Genomic DNA, 23,467 nt, shown 5'->3' with positions numbered 1-23,467 from the left:
CAGCCCGCTCGAGTGCAGCGTGGTCTAGGCTGATTTCTCTTTGCGGAAGATGAGCACGGTGGCGCTGCTCGCGGCGAGGTCGATGTCGAACTCGGTCGCCTTCGGGTCGTCGCTGGGCCGAGCCGGTCCGCTGTAGGGCACCGACTTGGGCAATGGCGTCGACGGGTGGACCGCGGTGGCGTTCTTGGCTTCGTTCGAGGGCGCGTGGACCTGCGCGGCCTCGGCCACCGTGTACCCCTGCGGTGCGATCAGGGTGACAGGGTTGCCGCCGGAGGTCTTGGCGTCGTTGGCGTTGACGACCGTCGTGACTAAGGTGTTCCCATCGTCCTTGCTCACTGTGTACGCGCTCATGTTTCCCCCACCCTTGACCGTGGTGTCAAGGAAGCTGCCGCCGGTGCTGGGCACCAGCAGGCGCAGCGCGGAGTAATGGGGGCGCCCGGTGAAGGTCGACGACTGGGTCCCGTGGTCGGCGGGATCGCAGACGAGGGACATCGGCGCTCCGCCGAGGCAGGCGCCGAGCATCGAGTGCATCGCCATGCGTTCGACGCCGAGAGTCGCCGCGTAGAGGGAATAGTCAACAGCCCAGAGTGCGGTGGCATGGGTGCGTGAGGCGTCGTTGGTGCCGGGGCAACTGGTCGTCCCGGTCTCCTCCAGCCAGAGCGGGAGGCCGGCGCCTTCGGCTTTGGACAGACCGATGTCGAGGATCTTCTCCGCGCTGTCCTTGGCCAAGGGGTCGATGAGGTTCTGGGCCTGCGGCCCGCGACCGGGAACTTTCGTCGACGAGCATTCGTAGAGCTGATACCAGTGCTGAGACAGGGCAGCCGTGTTCTTGACGTCGGCGTCGAGGAAGGCGTCCATCCACTTCCCCTCGTAGACGTCCGGCCCGATGATGGGCGCGTCCGGGCGCTTAGCATGAATGGCACTGACATATGCCTTGAGCTGCTTGGAGTACTCAGCGGTGTTCCACCCCGAGCCCCGGACGGCACCGTTGGGAACCGACTTGATCGTGTAGCCGTTGGGTTCGTTGCCGATGGCCAGGCCGACCAGGGAGTCGCCGAGGATGTCGACCGCGTGCACTGCCATGTCGGCTCCGCGCTGCGGATCGTAGGCGCCCAGCGGAATGCCGATGGTGACGGTGGAACCGGTCGCGTCGACGAGCTTCTTCAGCCGCTTGAGATCATCCGGAGTGACGACGACCTGTTCCGACTTCGTCGGCTTCTCCCCCGTCGACGTCCAGAACACCCGCCTGTCCAGTTCGTTCCCTCCAAAGCGCAGCGCAGGATCGCCGAGGTGGTTGAGCAGGTCATCGAGGTTCGAGGCGGCCGGGTCGATCCTGGGATCTGCGAGCTCCGTCGACTCGAAGGAGATCCCGATGTTGTCGTCGCGGAATTTCTTGCCAGTGCGCTTGTCGGAGATGTTGATGGTCGTAGGGTCGCCGTTGATTGGGCCCGTGAACTTTTGAGTGAATATTTGTGGGGTTGAAGACTCACTGGCTTCCGTGGATTGCGCATCTGAGCGGTCCTCGAGTGTGCATGCCGACGTCAGAAGGACACACACTGCCATGGAAAGAGTCAGAAAACGAATGCGCACTCGACTTGGTCTCCCGCCGCTTTTGTCAATGGATTCAGAGAAGAGGAACCGTCGGTAGTTTGCCGGAACTTCTTGTACTCCAATCGTCCCATGAGTCCATTGATCCACCGCACTGGCAACCGACTCACAACTTCTCAAGTCATCGGCGGTAACGAGACCGCACTCGGCATTTTAGATTTCTAATCCGAGCCTGAAACTTCGTAGCTGTAGGAGCCGACTCTGGACTAGCAGGACCCTGCGGGATAAGAAGCTAGGCGTCCGAATCGATATGTCCGCAACCCGAACACTGAAGGACAACAGTCAATGAAGTCCGGATCGTCTGCTGCTTCAAGCTCGTCGCTGATCTTGATTCGTCGAAGTTCGCCATTCGTAGATGCTATTGACGATGGACACGTAGTCCTCGTCCCGGTAGTGGAACGGCTGCGGACCCCATTTATGATCCGGTCCTATTCTTACTTCATCGCTTCGCCTCGTGATCACGGTCGCAACTGCAGCTTGTGCAATCCTGCGGTAGCGCACGTACTCGGCGTTGGCCCGGGCCGCCCTATCCGCGAACTCCTCAGATTCAGTTGACTTGGTATTCCGCAACTGGCCGAGCGCTTCAGCCGCTCCCTTCCCGCTGGTAAGTGCGCGCCTGGAATCCCGAGCCGCCCGCTGTACCTTCCGCAACCGCCTACCGAATTTCGCCGCCGCATCGTTCTTGGGGTGCGGAGCTCCGTCGACAGCGCCCGCCCACTCGATGTCCAAGAGAATAGTCTTGTCCCAGATCCCGGCCTTCTTCAGCTTATCGATGAGCATGGAGAAGCCCTTTTGCCACGCCTGAAAATGCTCGTCGGTCCCAAAAGCCACCAAGCGTGCACCTGCTTCTGTCGCTCTCGCTCCAGCACCGCACAATTCGATTTCGAGGGAGTTCGTCATCGCGGTGCCGTCAGGAAACAACCAGAAGCCCCGACGCTCGTCGACCAGATCTATGAGGACAACGTCGATCAGATGGGCCTGCTTGACCAGTCTGTCGACACCGTCTCCTCGAAGATCGCTCTTGACCATGCGTCGCTGGAACGGGGACTCGAGCGCGCCAAATGCGACACCTGATTCGCCATGAGGAGACAGAAGACTCGTCACCGAGTGTCGAGCGACATAAGCGATGACGTTCACATCAGCAGCGAACTCGCAGGTGTCTCTGCTCACGCAAGACCCGAAGATCGCTATATTCATCGTTTGGAATCCCTTGAATGCGTGCCGATGGAGCTTTCATGCGGGGTCTTCGAGGCGCTCACTGATTCCGAATCGTCCATATCACGCCGCTTCTGTCGGTCCTGGTAGCGTTTGTCCGCGACCTTGCGGGCCTGCAAGGCCAGACGGCGCCCGGTGAGATCTCCTTCGGAAGCAATTGCCGAAGCCCTGTCGAGGGGATCGGATGCTCGCAGAATGACTTTTTTGTCGCTGGGTCGAAGCCTCAGAGGGGGTGGACCGGCCTGAGATTTCACCGCGCTGAAGGCTTCCGAGGCGGGTTTGGGCAACGCCGGAAACTTCGCTGGGCTCTGCGGTGTTTCGAATTTTTCCGGCCAGACTTGAGACTCTGCGGAGGCAAGTAGGGGTGTCGCAGTCTCTTCAATGACTTCGGCGTGATCGCGGCGTTTGATATGGCGCGCAAATGCGCGTTCCTTTTTCGTTGCGCGTGCCGCATGACGTGGAATGGGGTTCTTCACCAGTTCCGGTTCGAGGATGTTGATCTCTTCTTTCACGGCGTTTCTGACAATATCGTGGAGCAGCTTCTCAGCGACGTCCTCCTTGCCCTTGGCGACGTTCCAGGCCCACCATCGGTATTTCTCCGCCACCGCTTCGGCGGGGCCGTCCATGAGGATCTCACCCTTGTGCATCCACACAGCACGAGTGCACAGTTCTTGGATCACTTTCGCTGCGTGATTCACCAAAAGGACGGTGCCCGCCTCAGCCAGAAGCTCATCCATAGCTCTCTCGCTGCGCTCGGCAAAAGTCGCATCACCTGTGGAGAGTGCTTCGTCGATGAGGAGGATTTTCGGTCGAGCGGCCAACGCGATCGCGAAGCGCAACCTGGCGCCCATTCCCGAGGAGTATGTGCCCATTGGTCGATGAATGGCAGCACCTAAGGAAGAGAGCTCGACCACATAGTCGAAGGCCTCAGCTGCTTCCTCCGGTGACAGACCCATCGCCAGACACCCCAAGCGAACGTTCTCACTTCCGGACAGGGCCGGTTGCAAAGCGGCGCTCACGCCGAGTAGCAGCGGTTGATAGCGGACGAGAATGCGCCCCCGGTCAGGCTGCTCGACACCGGCGATATTGCGCAGGAACGTCGACTTCCCGGAACCATTGGCTCCGACGACGCCCACCATCTCGCCCTCACGCGCGACGAGATTGACTCCACGCAGCGCCCGGACGGTTGTCTGTCCCCTCCTCCCAAGCATGGCGTTTCCAATGCGTCGCAGACCCTGTGAGCGCTGACCGGGGTCGTTGGTGTTGACCGTGTACCGGACTTGGACGTTTTCAGCAACGATATTGGGAGCTTGGGGTTCAGAGTCGACCATAGCTCTCCTCCCCTCGCCAGAAGAACAGGAATCCGACGATGAGCAACCCGAATGCCCATACAGTGCCCAAAATCCACAACCAAGCTGGTGAGTCGACACCGTAGAGCAGGGAGTTTCTCACCAAAGTCAGGTACGCGTGCATTGGGTTGAACTGCATCGCCGTGAGGATCGCAGGGTAATCAGCCAGACGGTCTTCAATCGAGAAGAAGACGCCCGAGCCGTAGAGCCAGAACCGGCTGACGATGGACATGAAGTTCGTCAGGTCCGGGATCTTGTGTCCGATCCTGGCCAGCAGGCACGCGAGTCCGACGTTGAAGATCGTCTGCAGCGCAATCACCGGGATGACGAGGATCACTCGCCAGGTGATCACTTCGGCAGGAGGAATGACCGCGATGAGGACAAGCATGACGGCCACCGTGGGGATGAAATCAAGGAAGTTCCTCACCACAGTGGAGATCGGCAGGGCGGCACGCGGGAACTGGAAGCCCTTGATCATCTGGGCACCTGCGCGGATCGATCCAGTTCCACCGGTCATGCTCTTTCCAGTGAACTGGAAGAAGAAGACACCGATGACCAAATAGCCAAGAAAGTTCTCAATGCCCCGGGAGGATTGGAGGATAAAACCGAAGATGAACCAAAATGCAAGTACCGAAAGCAATGGGTTGAGGAACAACCAGCCGTAACCGAGGAGATTCTTCCGCGTCGAACCGCTCATCTTGGCACGCGATTCGGCGATGATGAAATGTCGACGGTTCCACAGCGCTGCAAGATAGCTGCGCAAACTGGTTCGCTTGCCGACAGGCACGAGCCCCTCACTGGAGACCGAAGGGATCGTGCTCAGCCCGAGTGGATTCCTGACTTCGCTCGGATTCGTGGGCTCATTCACTTCGCATCAGCTCCCACGAGGTGGGAATAGGTCTGGCCGTACCGTCGGCCGATGTCCTTCCACCTCCGTGTCCCGAGAACATGTTCACGTCCATTCCGTCCAAACTTCAATCTCGCACTATGATCGCAGGCCAACTGCGACAGTGCGTCAGCCAATTCTCCCGGATCTTCGGGGGACACGCACAATCCTGCACTGTCCGGAACGAGTTCTCTCAGGGCCGGCAGATCTGAGATGACGACCGGCCTCGCCAGACCCATCGCTTCGATCGGTTTGATCGGAGTGACCAGCCGGCACACCGGTTCGTCCTTCCGCGGGACAACGATAGCGTCAAGGCCGAGCTGATACTCGATCGCTTCAGCCTGTGACACTCTTCCGGTGAAGAGCGCATTCTCCCCCAACGCTCCAGCACGTTCACGCAGGTCCGGCAAGGCGACACCATCGCCCGCGATAAGTAGGCGCAGATCGATGCCCGTGTCCCTGGCGAGGATGACGGCGTCGACGAGGTCGTCGAGTCCTTCATAGCCCACGATCGAAGCCGCTGTTCCCACCCAGATGCCAGCTTCGGGCAGGCCGAGACCGGCTCTCACCTCGGAGGGGGTACGTGAGATGCTTGCGTTCACGACGGCTTCGGAGACCGAGTTCGGTATAAGAGTGATCGATTCCTCCGGGACTCCGCCTGCGACCAGATGCTCGCGCATGGTCTCACCCAGTGTGATGACGGCATCGGCGGCCTTCGCAACCTCGATCTCCTTGGCCCGCATGAGTTCGAAGCGTTGGCTGGCACGCCGTGCGGCACGCTCGGCCGGAGTGCCGCCGGCCGCCGCCCAAGTCTCCTCCAGGACGCCGCGGACTTCGTAGACCCAGGGCAGCCCGGCTGCTCGAGCGGCTGCACCGGTGGCCAGACCGTTGACATAGTGCGTCGTCGTGTGGAGGATCTGCGCACCGCGATCCTGTGCTTGGGCGACGATCCAGCTTGCCTGATCGCTCAGCCGAGCGGTGGGTGTGGGCAGAGGACGCAGCGGCACCTGCCGCAAGTAGTCAATACCGTCAATGGTCTCGACTGGTCCCGAACTCACCCGTCCGATCGTCACCGGGTAGGAGGGCCGAGTCACGGCAGCCACTCGATGCCCGGCGTCCTGCAGGGTGGCCAGGATCGCATGCGAGCGGTAGGCATAACCCGAGCGCGTATGGGGCAGGGAGTTCGTCAGCACGTGGAGCGCTGCGGGTCGGGAGGTTTCTCCCACCGAGCCTGCTGCCGAGTCCTCTCCCGAGTCATGGGCCGGTCGGGCTGTGACGTGAATAGTTACCTGCGGCCACCAGCCTGGCTGCAGGCAGAGAAGCTCATCGAGGAGCCTCGCTCGGCGAGCTCCAGCTGGCACAGCTTCGATGGCCTCGTTGAGCTGGCCTTTGGTCCAATGGATTCGTGAGCTCAGTGCGGCAGCTTCGGGCAGCGCATCTGAAATAGCTTCAGCCTGCTCGAGGAGGCCGAGGTTCAGTGCGATTTCCCCGAGCAGCCGAGATGGGGTCCGCGAATTTGCCACTAGGTCCTTTGCTTTCGTCTCCTGGCCGAGCAGCCATGCAGAGGCAGCCTGAGCCGCATCGCCGGGGAACCGACCGAGAGCATGACCCGCGAGACGCGAGAACGGACCAGGCAAGCGTCGCGCCAGCTGCATGCCGAAGAACACATGGTCGTCGTTGATATGGGAGAACGTCGTCGAGGTCACATTGGTGATTTGACGGGCGACGAAGAGCAGATTCATGCGACCACCCCTCTGAGGATGCGTTCGTAGTCGTGTCCCATGGTCGCAGCCGAGGCGTGCCGAATCACCCATTCGCGGGGCTCCTCAGCTGAGGAATTGGTGCCGAACTCCGCTCCGGATTCAATGCGTACTCGCATAGTGGTCATCGCTGCTGCTATCGAGTCGATGTCTCCCGGGTCCGCCACTTCGCCTGCGGCGGTGCTGGTGATGATGTCAGCAGCCTCGCCGGCGACGACACCGAGGACCGGAATCCGGCGTGCCATGAGCGAGTAGAGTTTCGAGGGCACCGTGCACTCGTAGGATTCGAGCGGACTGAGGCTGACAAGCCCGGCGTCGGCCCATTCCCAATGGGCTGCGAGTTCCGCTCCGGCGTGCTGAGCGAAGAATTCGACGGGGACATCGTTTTCTGCCGCGGCAGCTTTGAGAGCCGCTGTGTCGACGCCATCACCGACGATGCGTAGACGAACACCCTCTGTGCGGGCCAGGGCACGGATCGAGGTGCCGAGGTCCTGGGAGCGACCGACAGTCCCCACGTAGAGCAGGTTGAGACCAGACCGCGCTTCCGCACGATTCGGCGTGGTGGACTCACTTGGCTTGTCGAATGAGGAGGAGACCACAGGGATCGCGCCCGTTGCGGTCAGCCCTGAGGCGCCGGCGAGTTCTGCGGGCGAGACTCCGCTGCGCACTACTTCAGCGGTGACACCGCGATCCTCCAAACGGCGCTTGAAGCCCTCCGTGGTGACGACCACGACCGCGGCGCGCCGTTGGGCTCGGGTAAGCAGGTCAGGCAGGAGTGCGTGCTCGACGGAGCTCGTGAACTTGCGCGGCAGGTATTTCCCTACGGCACTCGTGACCAGATTCATCTCCGAAATCAGGTCTGGCCAAGCGTCACGCACCTCGGCAACATGGGGGACGCGCAGGATCCGCGACAGGGTGTCTCCAGCGAGCAGATATGGCAACGCAGGAGTCGTGGAGACGACGACATCGGGTTTTGAACTGCCGCGGAGTCGATCGAGGACAATGGACATGGCACCGGTTGCCGACACCGCCTGATCGAGCATCTGCCGCGTCATGGACGAGCCACTGCGCAGATAGGGCACACGCAGGATCCGCTCCCCTTCGACTCCGGCATCCCAGGTGCCTCGGAGCCGAAGGTCCACCCGGCGTCTGCCGCGGCCAACCTGGGAGTCGAAGAATCGGTCACGATCGGGATACGGATAGTGCGGATGGGGAGCGACAGTTATGACCTGGTGACCTGCCGCTCGGAGGTGATCGACGAGTATGCGCCAGCGCCGTTGCGGGGCGCCGACCTCTGGGTAGTAGTAATGTGTCAGGAGCAGAATTCTCATGTAAGCACCGTCCCGGCGTCGTCGCGTTTCCGCAACCACAAAGGCAACAGAACGTACAGGGCCAGAAGGCCGGCCCAGAACACATGTGCCGGATACGTGGTTGCGACATTGCCGCTCAACAGTGTCGGGATGGCGAGAACACAAGCCAGGACACACAGCGCGGCGTGGAAGAGGGACACTCTCCCATGAGTCCAACCTGCCTGCTGGATCCGCTGGTAGATGTGCTGCCGATGCGGCAGAAAGATGTTCTCTCCCCGGAACAGACGCAGCACGAGAGTGAGGCCGACGTCGAAGAGGACGAAGATCATAGGCGCGATGATGACGACGATCGGAACTCCCAGAACGAATAGCCACACCGCGATGACGAACACCGCGGCCCCGATGCCGTAGCTTCCGGTATCGCCCAAGAAGGCCCTGGCCTGACCAATGTTGAACGGGAGGAACCCGGCCGCAGCCCCCGTCAGTGCGAGGGAGAGAAGCATGACGTCGTTCTCCCCGTTCCAGAAGCCGACAAAAGCGAACCATGCGCCGGTGATAATCGTCCAACCGGCGACGTAGCCGTTGAGCCCATCGACGAAGTTCGCAGCGTTGACTACGCTGACGCCGATGATGGTGAATGCGAGGATGTGCGCGATTCCGTGGGTTGAGAATATGGCGATGCAGGCGCTGAATACCAAGGCAAGTATGACCTGCCCCAGCAGACGGCCGATGGGCTGCAGCGAGTCGAGGTCATCATTCAGCCCGATGGTCGAGTAGCACCAGGTGAGCAGAAGGAATGCGACCGGGATCAAGGTGCTGCCGATGCCGAATACGCCGTGCTCGGAGAGGTTCCAGATCATCGCGACCACGGTCGCCGCAGTGATTCCGCAACCAACGGCGATTCCGCCACCGCGTACGGTCACCTGAGTGTGTGATGATCGATGAGAGGGGATGTCGACAATCCCGGCACGCCGCATCAACGGAAAGACGATAAGAGCGCTGATCATTGTGACAGTGGAGGCCACGATGAGGATCACCAGCGACTGGAGAGCCATCAGTGGGCTACCCCGGCGTCCTGCGATCCGGAGCCATCCTCCGAGGCAACGATCTCCGCGCCCATCTCGCCGGCCTCGATCCCGATGGTCCCGTCGACGATCCGCTCCAACTCGCCAATCAGTTCCTCCCGATGAGCATAGACTTTTGGGTCACGGGCGGCGTTGACGATTTGCCTCAGTGCGTCGATGTCAATCGGCAAGATCGACACCTGAGTGATGAGCGGGTGGTTGGGACGCCTGTCGGCTTCGTCCGAGGACAGGAGCGATTCTGTGAGCTTCTCTCCCGGCCGCAGTCCGGTGTAGACGATGTGGGCACCGGGATGCCCAGACAGTGCGATGACCCTTTTTGCCAGGTCGTCGATCCTGATCGGCTCGCCCATATCGAGCACGAGGGTCTCTCCCGGACTGCCGATTGCCGAGGCCTGCAGGACGAGTTCACAGGCTTCGTCAGCCGACATGAAATAGCGAGTGGCCTCTGGATCCGTGACCGTTACCGGGTCCCCGGCGGCCACCTGGGCGACGAAGGTTTCGAGGACTGACCCTCTGGAACCAAGGACATTGCCGAAGCGCACAGACATGTACTTCCGACCTGATTGTGCCGCTACAGAGGCAACCGCTCTCTCGATAGAGTACTTCGTTCGCCCCAAGACTGAAGTCGGCCCTGCGGCCTTATCCGTCGAGATGTGGACGAATGCTTCGACGCCGTTGGCGACTGCGGCGTCGAGCAGGTCGAGGCTCGCACCGATGTTGGTGCGTACGGCCTGCTCTGGAAAGCGTTCGAGGAACGTCAGGTGTTTCAGTGCTGCAGCGTGGAAAATGATGTCGGGCTTCACCTCGGCGACGAGGGCTTCGATGAAACCTGAGTCCCGCAGGTCACCCAGCACGAGGTCTTCGCTCGTCAGCAGCGCAGCACCTTCGAGTCCGAGCTGAGTGGCGTGCAAACCGGACTCGTCGCGGTCGGTCATGATCAGTCTGGCTGGGTCAAAACGAGCCACCTGTCTGCACAGCTGGGAGCCGATCGAGCCTCCGGCACCGGTGACGAGGACGACCCGGCCAGCGATTTCCGACGAGATATCCTCGACATTGGTTGAGACCGGCTTACGACCTATGAGGTCCTCGAGGCTGATGTCGCGGAAGTTCCGGTGACGCAGGTCGGCCATGTCGTGCGCGTCCGGGGCCGGACGGAGGTAGTCGGATTCCTCGAGGTTCGGCATGATCTTGATTTCGACCGGGCGGGAGTCGAGAGTCGACGCGATGCCCTGGAGCACCTCCGGAGGAAGATCCGAGATCGCGACGATGATCACACCGGCACCAGTGCGGTCAACCTGATTCGCGACATCCGAAATCGGACCGAGAACCCGGGTGCCGTTGTAGCGCAAATGACGTTTGCTCGGGTCGTCGTCGAGAATGCCGACGGCAACGTATTCGTTGCGGTTATCCTGTTCGATCATGTCCAGAGCGAGCATTCCCTGATCGCCAGCCCCGACGACAAGAGTCGGTCGAGATGACCCTGAGGTCGACAGAGTGCGCTGACGCAGGTTGCGGCGGACCCAGTTCTCCAGGCTCTTGAAGACGACCATCATCGCACCGGCAGCGATCGGCACACTGGTGGGGATGAGAAGCCGACTGGCAAAAACGAACTCGGCGACCCACATCAGCCCAACTGCCAACGCCACAGTCCCGATGATCGCCGTGAACTGGTCGGTCGACCCGCGACGATACCGACCGCGGTAAATCGCGAGCGGCCCACAAACGAGGAAGACTATAAATCCAATGGCCGAGCACACGATCGTCCCGGGAACATTCACCAGTTCCATATGGAAGTCGTAACGGACCAGCGTCATCGCAACGACAAGGAAAGCGAAGACGATGCCGTCGCCCAGGGACAGAACGAGCGCCCTGATACTCCCGGGCAGTTGGGCGCGTGAGGGCATGGGCTCTGAGTTGCTTCCCACAGTCCTCTTTTCGCTCGGATTCAGCGCCCTGACAAGCAGATGCGTTCACGGCTCCGCCTGTATCGGTCAGACTCCGCCGAGCGCTATTCAACTTCACAATTGTACTATTGGCAGTGCCGGGATACATACATGAGCATCGGCGGCACTGTTCCGTTCGTCTCCGACTCGCTCGCACCGGTAAGCCTCGTCTGCTTCAGAGACCGGTTCGAGCTAGAAGACTGCCTGCTACCATGCGATCGGGTTCTGCGCAGAGTGGAGCGCAAATCTCCAACGAGAGGAACACACCGTGGACAGGATGCCGCTTCGCACACTGAGAACTGCCCTCTGGCATTGGCGCAAGGGAGGGATTTCCCAGCTTTCAACCTGGAGGCGCCGCCGTTCGATCACTCAAGGATCGGTGGAGCCCTCGGGCCGAATTACCGCGGGCAGCTTGTCGAACGAGATTTTGGCCGAGCTCTTTCCTCCCATGCCAGTCCCGCCACGGACTCCGGTGTTCGACCATTGCCGTGTAGGTGTCATCCTCGATGAGTTCTCTGCGCAGAGCTTCGGCTTCGAATGGTCTACAACCGAACTCTCGGCTACGAATTGGTCGAAGGACCTCGACGGCCTTGACTTCGTCTTCATCGAGTCCGCGTGGAACGGAAACTCAGGCGACTGGAAGTACAAGCTCACCGGACCTTCCGGTCCTAGCTCGGAGATCGTCGAACTGCTGGCCGAGAGCCGGCGTCGAGGCTTACCTATTGTGTTCTGGAACAAGGAAGATCCGCCTCACTTCGAAGATTTCCTACCTTTGGCGAAACTGTGCGATGTCGTCTTCACCACTGATTCTCGACTGGTCCCCGAATACCAGGCTCGCTTGGGCCACGACCGGGTCACGGTTCTGCCATTCGCAGCCCAGCCCGCCATTCACAATCCTGCACGACCGGCCCGGGATTTCGCGGAGCGAGACATTGCCTTTGCTGGCATGTACTTCGCTCATAAGTATCCAGAACGCCGCGAACAGATGGAGATGCTGCTTGGAGCGGCCGCCAGAGCTTCAGCACGGATGGAATACGGCCTCGAAATCTACTCGCGCTTCCTCGGCGAGGACGACCGATATCAGTTTCCTGGCAAGCTCGCCGAACACGTCATCGGATCGCTTCCTTACCGGAATCTGCTGACTGCTTACAAACACTATAAGGTCTTCCTCAACGTCAATTCCGTCGTCGACTCGCCGAGCATGTGCGCGAGACGGATCTTTGAGATCACCGCGGCAGGAACTCCCGTGATCACAACTCCCAGCGCTGCTACGAAAGAGTTCTTCCCCGCAGACGAAGTCCCACAACCTGAAATTCAGGAGGACGCAGAATACGTTCTGCGTGCGTTCGTGCGTAGTAAAGAACTCAGGGATCGGGCTGTTCATAAAGCTCAACGGCGCATATGGGGTGAGCATACCTACACCCACCGCGCCCTCACTGTGATGGATTCGCTTGGGTTGTCCCACAGCAACCCACTCCAGGCCTCGATTTCCGCTGTGGTGGCAACCAACCGACCGCAGCACCTAGGCGAGGTCATTGCCACTCACGCCAAACAGATCCACGCCGACCGAGAACTAGTTCTCGTGACACACGGCTTCGAAGCTCCGCCGGATTTGGCAGCCCGCGCTGCCGATGAGGGGATTGAAAACCTCACGGTCGTCCGTGTGGAGGCAGCCGAACCACTGGGAACCTGCCTCAACCTCGGAGTTGCCGCAGCCTCGGGAACGATCGTTACGAAAATGGATGATGACGACATTTACGGTGCCGACTACCTATCCGATCAATTGGCCGCGCTGTGGTACTCCGACGCGGACCTCGTCGGAAAGCAAGCCCACTATCTGTATCTCCGAGGGCGCAATGTAGTCATGTGTCGATTTCCGGAGCGAGAGCACCGATACACCGACCTCGTCATGGGCCCGACATTGATGGGACGCAGAGAACTCTTCATTGAGCATCCATTCGCGGAGAGAACTCAGGGGGAAGACACCGAACTCCAACGCCGGTTGGTAACTGCCGGTGCGCGTATCTATTCGGCCGATCGATTCAACTTCGTCCAGGTGCGCGGCGATCACTCGCACACATGGTCAGTCGACTCTGATCACCTCCTGGCCAATAGCGACGTCCATTCCTTCGGATTCGCGCCTGAGCATTACTGCTTCTGAGCAACGCTGAGTAGGTCTCGGATGATAGACACGCTACGTTCGGCAGATTGACCGTCTCCATAAGGATTGCTCGCATTTGCCATGGCGGCGTATGCCGATTCTTCGTCGAGGAGCTGCGCCACCTCGGCAACAATGCGGTCCTCCGCCGTGCCGATGAGCTTGGCCGTGCCAGCGGCCACTGCCTCCGGGCGCTCGGTGTTCTCCCGCAGCACCAACACCGGCTTGCCCAGACTAGGGGCCTCTTCCTGGAGGCCACCGGAGTCGGTGAGGACGATGTCGGACCGTGCGATCAAGTGCGAGAATTCCCCATATCCCACGGGTTCTATCGAAATCACATTGTCGAGGTCGCCGATTTGCGGCGCAATCGACGCGCGGACCTTCGGATTCCTGTGCGCAGGCCACACGATGACCAGATGGGGGTAGGAAATCGCGAGCCGGCGCATGGCATTGCCGATGCGCACCATGTTCTCACCAAGGTTCTCCCTCCGGTGGGTAGTGACAAGGAGAACTCGTCGACCGCCCTCGTCGAGACCCCTGAGCTCGGATGCAGTGAGCTTCTCGGGACGGGACACGGCCCATTGGAGCGCATCAATGACGGTGTTGCCGATGACGTGGATATTCTCGCGGCGAACCCCCTCGCGGAGGAGATTTTCACGGGACACATCGGTCGGGGCGAGGTGGACCCGAGCGATCTGCGAGACGATCTTCCGGTTCGCCTCCTCCGGAAAGGGAGAACTCATATCCCCGCTTCTCAGCCCGGCTTCCAGGTGAATGACCGGAATCTCCCGGTTGAATGCCGCGATCGCTGCACCCATCACAGTGGTCGTGTCGCCTTGGACGAGAACGGCGTCGGGCTTGTGCTCGACGAGCACGGCGTCGAGCTTAGTGATGACGCTTCCGGCGATATCGTTGAGCGTCTGACCATGTGCCATGAGGTTGAGGTCGACGTCGGGGGCGATGCCGAACACCTCATTGACTTGGTCGAGCATCTCGCGATGCTGAGCGGTGACGACGACGATCGGTGAGAGCGCCCCGTCTTCGTCGAGAGCCTTTATCACCGGGGCGACCTTGATGGCCTCTGGACGAGTTCCGTAGATGACCATGACCTTTGGGACGCCTGACGGCAGATCAGCACTCACTCAACCTCCTTGGTCGTGGCGGTCACCGCCACAATATAGCAACAGGAATCTTCTGGTTTCCGCGTCTGTCAAATTCAAGGCGCCACGCCCCGAAGTTTCATCACGTTGACGTCATTCACTATCATCTCAGTTGTTGCTATCTTTCCGGCACTCGTCTGCAGTGCTCAGGTGGAACAGATTCCACCTCGACTCACCAGTCTGGAGCACAATTTGATGAACCTCCATCCCGGAAGCCTTCGCCCGTCGGTTGCAGTCATCGGACTCGGATACATCGGATTGCCAACCGCAGCGGTCCTCGCCAGTTCAGGGGCGAATGTCGTCGGGGTGGATATCAACCAGCGGAACATCGACGTGATCAATGCGGGCGAAGTGCCCTTCGTGGAACCGGATTTGGTCACCACCGTTGCTGGCGCCGTGGCTCAGGGACGACTCAGGGCCACGACGGAGATGCCTCATGCCGATATCTATATCGTGGCCGTTCCCACTCCGTTCTCCGATGGAAAGAAGCCGGATCTCTCCTACATCAAGACTGCTGGTGAACAGATCGCTCCGCTGCTCGCAGGCGACGAACTCCTCATCCTCGAATCGACCTCCCCCCCGGGCACGACCGAGTTTCTGGCTGAGACGGTGCTAGCTGCACGTCCGGATCTTACGCTCGAGCCTGATACGGCGAAAACTATCTACTTCGCCCACTGTCCCGAGCGCGTGCTGCCCGGTCGAATTATGATCGAACTGCGCACCAACGACCGAGTTGTCGGCACGCTCAACGGGGATGCCGGCGAACGGGCTCGGGAGCTCTATCAACTCTTCTGTGAGGGTGAATTCCTCATGACTGATGCACGAACCGCCGAGATGTCGAAGCTGACGGAGAACGCATTCCGCGACGTCAACATCGCCTTCGCCAATGAGCTGTCGATGATCGCAGATTCTCTCGACATCAACGTGTGGGAACTCATCGAACTGGCCAATCATCACCCCCGAGTGAACATCCTGCAGCCCGGACCAGGCGTTGGAGGTCACTGTATTGCCGTCGACCCCTGGTTCATCGTCGCGGCCTCACCGGAAAGGTCGTCACTCATAAGGACCGCCCGTAAGGTCAACGATTCGAAGCCCGAATTCGTCCTCGACAAGCTGCTCCTCCAAGCACGTCGCATCGACCACGTGAAGATCGCAACTCTGGGTCTCGCATTCAAGCCGAACGTTGACGATCTACGCGAGAGCCCTGCCGGCCACATTGTGGGCCGCCTGGCCGACGAACTACCGGACGCTTCGATCCTGGCCGTCGAGCCGAACATCGAAGAGCTGCCTGCGGAACTGGCCGCGCGGGACAATGTCACGCTGGAAGAGACGGTTGCTGCCATCGGGGCCGCCGACATTGTGCTCCTTCTTGTTGACCACAACGAGTTCGTCCATCTCGACCCTGCGCTCCTGGCGCAGAAGATCGTCCACGATACTCGTGGAGTATGGAGTTGAAAGATTCCGCCGCCCTCTTTGACACCGAGTAAGGGGGAACGGGTGACAGATGTCGGAAGCGAAGTTGCCGCGGCTCTCCTCGTCGGGTGTCTTAGATGCAATGCGGCTGTTGTATTTTCGGCAGGCCGTTGCCGTATGCTTCATACGGTGACGACTACGTTAGCATCCGTGCGCGCGAGCGCGCAGGAAACCGTCAAGAAAGCGCACCTATGAACGTACGAATTCAAGAATCGGCCGACGTCGACCCAAGTGCTCGCATAGGCGAGGGATCCTCGATCTGGCATTTAGCCCAGGTGCGTAATGACGCGCGTCTCGGCACGAACGTCGTCGTTGGTAGAGGTGCATATATCGGATCGGGTGTGCAGATCGGCGACAACTCGAAGGTCCAAAATTACGCGCTCGTTTACGAACCTGCGGAGATCGCGGACGGCGTGTTCATCGGACCGGCAGCTGTACTGACCAATGACACTTTTCCACGCGCGATCAATGCGGACGGCAGTCAGAAGGATGCGAATGACTGGGATGCTGTCGGCGTCAAGATCGAGCAAGGTGCATCCATTGGTGCCCGCGCCGTGTGTGTCGCGCCGGTCCGAGTCGGGGCATGGGCCACAGTTGCCGCCGGTGCTGTGGTAACTAGAAACGTTATGCCGCACGCACTCGTCGCCGGAGTACCTGCACGTCGCATCAATTGGGTCGGCAAGTCCGGCCTGCCTCTCAAACAAAACGACGCCGGTCTGTGGCTGGATACCTCCACAGGTGAAACTTACCGAGAGATAAACAACGCAGAAGAACTGGAGAAGGTCACAGAATGAGCGATGAGTTCATATTGCCAGCGTCGCCGATTATTGGTGACGCCGAGCGTAAGGCAGTGGACGCGGTGCTCCAGACGGGCATGATCGCGCAAGGGCCAGAAGTCGCGGCCTTTGAAACTGAGTTCGCCGAGCAGATAGCCAAGACGACCACTTGCGTAGCAGTGAATTCGGGTACTTCCGCCCTCCACTTGGGTCTTCTCGCAGCGGGCATCGGACCGGGCGATGAGGTCATCGTGCCATCTTTCACTTTCGCTGCCACTGCCAATTCTGTCGCCCTCTCGGGGGCAACACCGGTATTCGCCGATATCGACATCGATTCCTTCACACTCGATCCGGAGTCAGTGAGAAATAGCATTACGGCCCGCACCAGAGCGGTCATGGCGGTCCACCTGTACGGGCTGCCCGCAGATATTGCGGCACTCCAGGCTGTCTGCGATGAGAACGACCTGCTGTTCTTCGAAGACGCAGCTCAGGCCCACCTTGCTGAGTTCAGAGGCCAGCACGTAGGGACATTCGGGATGTTCGGAGCCTTTTCGCTCTATCCCACGAAGAACATGACCTCCGGCGAAGGCGGTATGGTGTCGGCAACCGATGAGGAACTTTTGCGACTCGTTCGTGTTTACCGAAACCAGGGTATGGAACGACGCTATGAGAACGAAGTTGTCGGGTTCAACTACCGCATGACCGACGTGCACGCAGCTATCGGTCGCGCTCAGTTGCAACAAGTGGCTGAATGGACAGCCGTCCGTCAGTCTAACGCTGCTGCACTCGATGATGGCCTGGTAGGCGTCGTGACACCGCCCGTGCCGGAGGGGCGCAAGCATGTCTATCACCAGTACACGGTCCGCATCGATGGCGCAAGCGCAGACGACCGTAATCAGATTGCCAACGTACTCAAAGACGAGCACAATATCGGGACAGGTGTCTACTATCCAGTGCCGAATCACAGATTGCCGTCTCTGGTTGATTTCGCGCCGGAGCTCGAGCTACCGACGACTGAGCGAGCGGCCGAGGAATGCCTTTCCCTGCCGGTCCACCCCAGACTCGGTAAAGGCGATCTCGAGCGCATCGTGAATGGCGTCAACTCCGTCGTACGGGCAGGAGCGTGACATGGGCAACTTGAGAGCCGGATTGATCGGCTTAGGCATGATGGGACGCCATCATGCTCGGATTCTGCATACCTTGGAGGGCGTCGATCTTGTCGCTCTAGCGGACTCCTTCGGTGATCCACACGGCGTAGCGGGAGACCTGCCGGTGTTTTCCGATATTGATTCGCTGATCGAATACGGTATCGATTACTGCGTGGTAGCTGTACCAACTCATCTCCATTATGAAGTCGGTAAGAAGCTGGCTGCTGCTGGAGTGCATGCGCTGATCGAGAAGCCGCTAGCAGGAACGTACACAGAGGCAGTTGAGCTCGCCGAACTCTTCGAAGCCGCAGGGTTAGTTGGGGCGGTTGGTCATATCGAGCGCTACAACGCGTCGCTGCAGGAATTGCGCCGTCGGTTGAAGTCAGGTGACCTCGGCGATATCTATCAAATCTCGACCAGCAGGCAGGGACCGTTCCCACGCAGGATCGCGGATGTCGGCGTGGTCAAGGATCTTGCCTCTCACGATATCGACCTCACAGTTTGGGTAGCCGACTGCGGATACAAATGTGTGGCCAGTCAATCACTGCACAAGTCGGGGAGGGAGCATGAAGACATGGTCGCCGCTACTGGGCTGTTGAACAACGATGTGACAGTGAATCATCTCGTCAACTGGCTGACGCCGACGAAGGAGCGGCGAACTACAGTCGTTGGCGAAGGTGGAATGTTCGTCGCCGACACCCTCACCTCCGATCTGACGTTCTACGCAAATGCGTCAGTGAACTCGGAGTGGGAGGAAATGTCGCACTTTCGCGGCGTTGCAGAGGGGAATATCACCCGGTTCGCCTTCCCGAAGCCAGAGCCGCTGCGGGTAGAGCACGAATACCTCCGCGATGCGATCATCGGCGACAGCACTCGCGAAATTGTCACGTTGCAACAAGGAGCTGAGGTGCTCCGAGTGTGTGAGGCCATCCTCGAGTCCAGTACAACCAGAACAACTGTCAACCTGTCTTGAACGACGGAGAGAAGAAGAGGCACAGATCGTGAGAATCAGCGTCATCGGACTCGGGAAGATCGGCCTTCCGCTTGCCGTGCAATTTGCATCCAAAGGGCATGACGTCGTGGGAGTCGACGTCCAGCAAGGAGTCGTCGACTCAGTGAACGCCGGAGTTGAGCCATTCCCAGGGGAATTCGACCTGCAGAGGAAACTCAGCGAATCACGTGAGGCCGGCACTATCCGCGCGACGACCGAGTATTCGGATGGAATCCCCGGGAGCGACGCCATCGTCATCGTTGTTCCCTTGTTTGTCAACGACGAGACTTGGCAGCCGGATTTCAAGTGGATGGAGAACGCCACTCGTTCGCTAGCCGAACATCTCTCCCCGGGAACCTTGATCTCATACGAAACGACACTTCCTGTGGGCACAACTCGCAAGCGATGGAAGCCGATGATCGAGGAAATTTCGGGACTCATCGAAGGTGAAGACTTCTTCCTTGCATTTTCGCCCGAGCGCGTGCTCACTGGCCGTGTTTTCGAGGACCTGCGCAAGTATCCCAAACTTGTGGGCGGCCTCGGGTCAGAAGGAACGCAACGTGCGATGGACTTCTACCGATCCGTTCTTGACTTTGACGAACGACCTGACCTGGCTCCCGAAGTCAACGGCGTATGGAACTTGGGCACGGCAGAAGCCGCCGAAATGGCGAAGCTGGCTGAAACTACCTATCGCGACGTCAATATCGGGCTTGCAAACCAGTTCGCCCAGTTCGCGGAGCAGAACTCGATCGATATTTACAAGGTTATCGCGGCATCAAACTCGCAGCCCTTCAGCCATATCCATCTACCTGGCATCGCCGTCGGCGGCCATTGCATCCCCGTGTATCCGCGCCTGTACCTGTACAACGACCCGCAAGCGACCATTGTGCGTACCGCTCGAGAAGCCAATATGAACATGCCGGCACATGCTGTGCAACTGCTCGAGGGGGAACTGGGTGACCTGCAGGGCAAGCGCATAGTGGTGCTTGGCGCTTCTTACCGGGGCAGTGTCAAGGAGACAGCGTTTTCCGGCGTATTCCCGACGGTATCGTTGCTCAAGGAGCGCGGCGCGATCGTATCTGTGCACGACCCCATGTACGGTGACGATGAGCTTCGAGCATTCAATTTCGAACCCGCCCAAGTCGGGGATGTAGCCGATGGGCTCGTGCTGCAGGCGGATCACCCAGAGTATCGTGACCTCAATGACGATTCATTCCCAGGAGTGCGAGTGCTGGTGGACGGACGCAATTTGACTGACGCGGCAAAGTGGCGCGGTGTCCGGCGGTTGGTAATCGGTGGCGGCGAATAGCCCTCATCAGCAATCGAACTGTCCACAAACAGTGAGACGGCACGTAGCCGACTGGATAGTCGAGATGCGTAGCAAGATGATTGATCTGGTCCCTCGCGGGCGAGCTACGCACGGTTCAAGTGAGCGCCCACTTCTGGTGCTGGCGGGTGTGGGGCCAGCTCAAGTCGTTCTAACTGAGAGCGCCCAGACTGCTTGGAAAGAAGCGTGCGCTGTTGTATGGCTGAACCAGCATCCGAGCACGTCGGGGAATGCTCTCCGCACCACAGCAAAGAACTTGCGTGCGACACGCGCTATTGCAGTGGGGTCAGAAGCTGTATACGCGGTTCGAGAATCACTACCAGATATGCCAATCGAGGGCGTGTTCCTGCATCACGAACTCGACTTCCGGTTTAGCAACAAAGTTCGTCAGAATCGGCTCCTCGGCGCCTTCTCGTCTTGCGATCGATTGTGGTTCGATAGCACTGTTGCCATGGACAAGGCTTGTGCGCACGGTTCGGATCGGCCGCATCTTTTGGCTCCCCGTCCGATCCTGTACGCGCAGCAGGTGGAGAGAACGGCAGCAGCGTTCGTCGCGATTCTGACGTCACATGAGCAGCAATCTCCGGCTGAAGAACGCATTTCACAAATTTTGCAAGACGCGATATCTCAGGCCGGCGGGAGGTCAGAAGTTTGCCCGGCCGACCAGCTGTATACCGAAGATGATATGAAGCTGGGAAGGAGCTGGAGCGACGCGGTAAAGAGCCGCGTACCGCGCGGGATTTCTCATGCGGTACTCATCGGCAAGGGTGGACATCACTTTTTCGCGGGGGCCGCACTGCTCTACCAATCGGTTGAAGTCTTTGCTGAGGCGACTATCGAGAATACTGCGGTGGCACGCCGCCTGCAGCTCGATGAACAACGGATAGCCCGCGGGGCTGCGCTCGCTGAGCGGGTTGCCACTGCTGTGCGAGACCACGAGACGGCACCTGAGAGCAGTGGGCTATCCGTTCCCTCCGCCAGTGAGTTTCGGACGAAGTTCGAGGCCGCCGCTGCTAAAGAACTTCCCGATTGGCACGAAGAGACCGTCGTCGACATTGAGCAACACGAATTCGATCTGTTCTTCTCTACAGCGGCAATAGAAAACCGTAATGACGGTGCCCGTCCGCAACGGATTAGAGCGATGTCACAGGCATTCGAAGAGCCCGGCGTTCCTCTTGTGAGAATGACTTCCAACCTGAACTTGCTTCGTCGAAGACTGCACGGCGCTATAAACCTCGTACGTTTAGGGGCAGAACCCCGCTTCGGGTACGGGGAGAACTCGACGGCTCCTATGCCGCTGGAATCTCGAGTCGCGCTCAGGGAAGGTGTACGTGAACTACGGAAATGCGGGCTCCGGTTCGCGTGGTACGTACGAGATTTCCATTGGCTTGACCCTAACAGTTCTGTTTCCCAAGCTGGAGATGGTCTTGACGAGTTGCGTCAAGCCGGCCTCGCGGAGCTCGAAGATATGAGGGATCTCGCGGATATAATGTACGCTCCCTCAAGGGAAGCGTCGCGCATGTTTGATGAGCTTCTCCGCAGGAGTTTCGACGGGGAGACCGTTATTTGGAAACCACTACCTCCCGGCATCGATTCTTCAAATTGCTTGGGGGCTCCGCGCTCTCACTCTGCACAACACGGAGCCCTCCACGTTTTTTACACCGGTGGGCTCGGCGGCGTCTACGAGCTCCGGACAGCGATGAAGGCGTTGGCTGACTGTGACAACGAATGGCAATTGCACTTGACAGTGCGTGCCGAGGACGAAGCTGTCGCGCGTCAGGTGACCTCGCACCTGCCGCATCACAGGGTTCAAATCGAGTGCGGCGAGTTCGCCAATCTCCCCGCGACCGAGGGCACGGCAGTGGGCCTGGCGCTTTTGGACTCGGAGTACGGCTTTGCCAGCTTTCCGCTCAAGGTGCTGAGCTACCTCGAGAAGAGGATTCCGGCATTGGTCTATCGAAACTCTTCCCCGGCAGGTCTGATTGAAACGTACAGGGCTGGAGCAGTCGTCGACCGCGCAGCAGAATCGGTCACGACTGCACTCAATACATTCGAATCGAATTTCGGTTTGGACGAAGCGGACTGGACAAACCTACACGAGAAAGAATCATGGAAGGCCCGCGCGGCAGTCGTAAGGAAAGACCTCCTGGAACAGCCTAACGCTAGGCTTACTGATAACATTTCATACCAAACCCCTGGACGAGAGGCCGCTTCATAATGCGCGTAGTCAGCATCGTCGGTGCCCGCCCCCAGTTCGTGAAGCTTGCTCCTATAGCTCGAGTATTCGAAGATCTGGGCGTGGATCACAAAATCATCCACACTGGGCAACATTACGACATGAACATGTCAAATGCCTTCTTCCAAGATCTGTCCATCCCCGATCCGGATGTACACCTAGGCGTCGGTTCCGGCACCCACGGGGTCCAAACAGGTGGCATGCTAGCGCAAATGGACTCGGTTTTAATGAGCTTCCAACCGGATTGGGTACTAGTTTACGGCGATACTAACTCCACTATCGCAGGGGCGCTTTCTGCAGTGAAACTCCACCTGCCCCTTGCGCATCTCGAGGCGGGCCTCCGATCATACAACCGGAGCATGCCTGAAGAACACAATCGAGTGCTCACAGATCACGCAGCGGACGTCTGCCTAGCCCCATCTGCAACGGCGGCCCAAAATCTTGCAAAAGAGGGACTGAGTGAACGCACGGTGTTGGTGGGAGACGTCATGGTGGATGTCTGTTACCTAACCAGGGATGCGGTTCAGAATTCCGATGCTCCAGTGCCTGGCGTTGAACCAGACGAACGCTTCCTGATCGCCACAATCCACAGAGCTGAGAACACTGACGACGCAATGCGTCTCGAGACGGTTCTAAAAGCCCTACGTGATCTTCCCCTTCCAGTTGTGTTGCCTGCACATCCGCGTTTAGTCGCAAAAGCTGCCGAGTTCGGAATACCGCTCAACGGAGGAGCACTGCGTCTCGTCGAACCGCTGAGCTATCCGGAAGTTGTGAAGGCAGTAGTTGCAGCAGTAGGAGTTATTACGGACTCGGGAGGTTTACAAAAGGAAGCTTTTCTTCTCGGCACGCCGTGCACGACCCTTCGCACCGAAACTGAGTGGGTGGAAACGCTAGCTGACGGCTGGAACGTTCTCGATCCCGATCTCACTCGACTGTCCCAAACCGCAACTCGTCCTACGGGGGTAGAGCAACGCAATTCCCCATATGGACAAGGAAACGCCGCGCACGCAGTTGCAAACGCACTGATCGAGCACCACTAAAG

Annotated in this window: 17 protein-coding genes; 8 read left to right on the top strand and 9 right to left on the bottom strand. The window is 59.3% G+C overall.

Going from position 1 to position 23,467, the window contains the following annotated elements:
* Positions 1–24 precede the first annotated feature (24 nt).
* The 8 genes from RIT73_RS06010 to RIT73_RS05975 all read right to left on the bottom strand — a co-directional run bounded on the left by RIT73_RS06010 (position 25) and on the right by RIT73_RS05975 (position 11,138).
* Positions 25–1,563, bottom strand: a complete 1,539-nt coding sequence (locus RIT73_RS06010; protein ID WP_309131153.1) for a hypothetical protein — start codon at positions 1,561–1,563, stop codon at positions 25–27.
* Between the two features lie 354 nt (positions 1,564–1,917).
* Positions 1,918–2,805 (bottom strand): DUF6270 domain-containing protein, encoded by an 888-nt coding sequence (locus RIT73_RS06005; RefSeq protein ID WP_309131152.1) that lies wholly within the window; start codon positions 2,803–2,805, stop codon positions 1,918–1,920.
* A complete protein-coding gene (locus RIT73_RS06000; RefSeq protein ID WP_309131151.1) occupies positions 2,802–4,154 on the bottom strand; it encodes an ABC transporter ATP-binding protein in 1,353 nt (450 codons plus the stop codon). Before RIT73_RS06000 ends, RIT73_RS06005 begins: the two co-directional genes overlap by 4 nt.
* Complete coding sequence (locus RIT73_RS05995) at positions 4,141–4,959, bottom strand: ABC transporter permease (RefSeq protein ID WP_309131150.1); 819 nt, start codon at positions 4,957–4,959, stop codon at positions 4,141–4,143. The genes RIT73_RS06000 and RIT73_RS05995 overlap by 14 nt, the downstream gene beginning before the upstream one ends.
* A gap of 77 nt (positions 4,960–5,036) precedes the next feature.
* The gene (locus RIT73_RS05990) at positions 5,037–6,800 is read right to left on the bottom strand and encodes a glycosyltransferase family 4 protein (protein WP_309131149.1); all 1,764 of its coding nucleotides are present in this window, start codon (positions 6,798–6,800) and stop codon (positions 5,037–5,039) included.
* The gene (locus RIT73_RS05985) at positions 6,797–8,149 is read right to left on the bottom strand and encodes a glycosyltransferase family 4 protein (RefSeq protein ID WP_309131148.1); all 1,353 of its coding nucleotides are present in this window, start codon (positions 8,147–8,149) and stop codon (positions 6,797–6,799) included. Before RIT73_RS05985 ends, RIT73_RS05990 begins: the two co-directional genes overlap by 4 nt.
* Positions 8,146–9,051: a hypothetical protein gene (locus tag RIT73_RS05980; RefSeq protein WP_309131147.1), complete on the bottom strand. Its 906-nt coding sequence runs from the start codon at positions 9,049–9,051 to the stop codon at positions 8,146–8,148. Before RIT73_RS05980 ends, RIT73_RS05985 begins: the two co-directional genes overlap by 4 nt.
* Before the next feature lie 131 nt (positions 9,052–9,182).
* Positions 9,183–11,138, bottom strand: coding sequence for a nucleoside-diphosphate sugar epimerase/dehydratase (locus RIT73_RS05975; RefSeq protein ID WP_309131146.1), 1,956 nt, complete (start codon positions 11,136–11,138; stop codon positions 9,183–9,185).
* Positions 11,139–11,568: 430 nt separating this feature from the next.
* Here RIT73_RS05975 and RIT73_RS05970 point away from each other — a divergent pair, with 430 nt between their 5' ends.
* Entirely contained in the window at positions 11,569–13,317 is a 1,749-nt protein-coding gene (locus RIT73_RS05970; protein ID WP_309131145.1) for a glycosyltransferase, read from the top strand.
* Here RIT73_RS05970 and wecB (RIT73_RS05965) read toward each other — a convergent pair.
* Positions 13,305–14,420, bottom strand: coding sequence for a non-hydrolyzing UDP-N-acetylglucosamine 2-epimerase (wecB, locus tag RIT73_RS05965; protein WP_309131181.1), 1,116 nt, complete (start codon positions 14,418–14,420; stop codon positions 13,305–13,307). The genes RIT73_RS05970 and wecB (RIT73_RS05965) overlap by 13 nt on opposite strands.
* A 249-nt stretch (positions 14,421–14,669) precedes the next feature.
* On the opposite strand from wecB (RIT73_RS05965), the gene wecC reads away from it, so the two are divergent.
* The 7 genes from wecC (at position 14,670) to wecB (RIT73_RS05930) (ending at position 23,465) form a co-directional block, all read left to right on the top strand.
* The gene (gene wecC, locus RIT73_RS05960) at positions 14,670–15,929 is read left to right on the top strand and encodes a UDP-N-acetyl-D-mannosamine dehydrogenase (protein ID WP_309131180.1); all 1,260 of its coding nucleotides are present in this window, start codon (positions 14,670–14,672) and stop codon (positions 15,927–15,929) included.
* Between the two features lie 209 nt (positions 15,930–16,138).
* On the top strand, positions 16,139–16,741 hold the full coding sequence (locus RIT73_RS05955; protein WP_309131144.1) for an acyltransferase: 603 nt from the start codon (positions 16,139–16,141) through the stop codon (positions 16,739–16,741).
* Positions 16,738–17,850 (top strand): DegT/DnrJ/EryC1/StrS family aminotransferase, encoded by a 1,113-nt coding sequence (locus tag RIT73_RS05950; RefSeq protein WP_309131143.1) that lies wholly within the window; start codon positions 16,738–16,740, stop codon positions 17,848–17,850. Before RIT73_RS05955 ends, RIT73_RS05950 begins: the two co-directional genes overlap by 4 nt.
* A 1-nt stretch (position 17,851) precedes the next feature.
* On the top strand, positions 17,852–18,844 hold the full coding sequence (locus tag RIT73_RS05945) for a Gfo/Idh/MocA family oxidoreductase (protein WP_309131142.1): 993 nt from the start codon (positions 17,852–17,854) through the stop codon (positions 18,842–18,844).
* Between the two features lie 28 nt (positions 18,845–18,872).
* On the top strand, positions 18,873–20,171 hold the full coding sequence (locus RIT73_RS05940; RefSeq protein WP_309131141.1) for a nucleotide sugar dehydrogenase: 1,299 nt from the start codon (positions 18,873–18,875) through the stop codon (positions 20,169–20,171).
* A 343-nt stretch (positions 20,172–20,514) separates the two neighbouring features.
* Positions 20,515–22,407, top strand: a complete 1,893-nt coding sequence (locus tag RIT73_RS05935) for a hypothetical protein (protein ID WP_309131140.1) — start codon at positions 20,515–20,517, stop codon at positions 22,405–22,407.
* Positions 22,407–23,465 carry a non-hydrolyzing UDP-N-acetylglucosamine 2-epimerase gene (gene wecB, locus RIT73_RS05930; protein WP_309131139.1) on the top strand — a complete coding sequence of 353 codons (1,059 nt, stop codon included), beginning with the start codon at positions 22,407–22,409 and terminating at the stop codon, positions 23,463–23,465. Before RIT73_RS05935 ends, wecB (RIT73_RS05930) begins: the two co-directional genes overlap by 1 nt.
* Positions 23,466–23,467 lie beyond the last annotated feature (2 nt).

It is taken from the genome of Brevibacterium sp. (assembly GCF_031179145.1).
Lineage (GTDB): Bacteria > Actinomycetota > Actinomycetes > Actinomycetales > Brevibacteriaceae > Brevibacterium.
This window is presented reverse-complemented; position numbering and strand designations above follow the sequence as displayed.

Coding starts and splice junctions, on each gene's coding strand:
- RIT73_RS05945 (WP_309131142.1), top strand. CDS start 17,852: ATGGGCAACTTGAGAGCCGGATTGATCGGCTTAGGCATGATGGGACGC.
- RIT73_RS05990 (WP_309131149.1), bottom strand. CDS start 6,800: ATGAATCTGCTCTTCGTCGCCCGTCAAATCACCAATGTGACCTCGACG.
- wecC (WP_309131180.1), top strand. CDS start 14,670: ATGAACCTCCATCCCGGAAGCCTTCGCCCGTCGGTTGCAGTCATCGGA.
- RIT73_RS05935 (WP_309131140.1), top strand. CDS start 20,515: ATGCCAATCGAGGGCGTGTTCCTGCATCACGAACTCGACTTCCGGTTT.
- RIT73_RS06005 (WP_309131152.1), bottom strand. CDS start 2,805: ATGAATATAGCGATCTTCGGGTCTTGCGTGAGCAGAGACACCTGCGAG.
- RIT73_RS05955 (WP_309131144.1), top strand. CDS start 16,139: ATGAACGTACGAATTCAAGAATCGGCCGACGTCGACCCAAGTGCTCGC.
- wecB (WP_309131139.1), top strand. CDS start 22,407: ATGCGCGTAGTCAGCATCGTCGGTGCCCGCCCCCAGTTCGTGAAGCTT.
- RIT73_RS06010 (WP_309131153.1), bottom strand. CDS start 1,563: ATGGCAGTGTGTGTCCTTCTGACGTCGGCATGCACACTCGAGGACCGC.
- wecB (WP_309131181.1), bottom strand. CDS start 14,420: ATGGTCATCTACGGAACTCGTCCAGAGGCCATCAAGGTCGCCCCGGTG.
- RIT73_RS06000 (WP_309131151.1), bottom strand. CDS start 4,154: ATGGTCGACTCTGAACCCCAAGCTCCCAATATCGTTGCTGAAAACGTC.
- RIT73_RS05950 (WP_309131143.1), top strand. CDS start 16,738: ATGAGCGATGAGTTCATATTGCCAGCGTCGCCGATTATTGGTGACGCC.
- RIT73_RS05985 (WP_309131148.1), bottom strand. CDS start 8,149: ATGAGAATTCTGCTCCTGACACATTACTACTACCCAGAGGTCGGCGCC.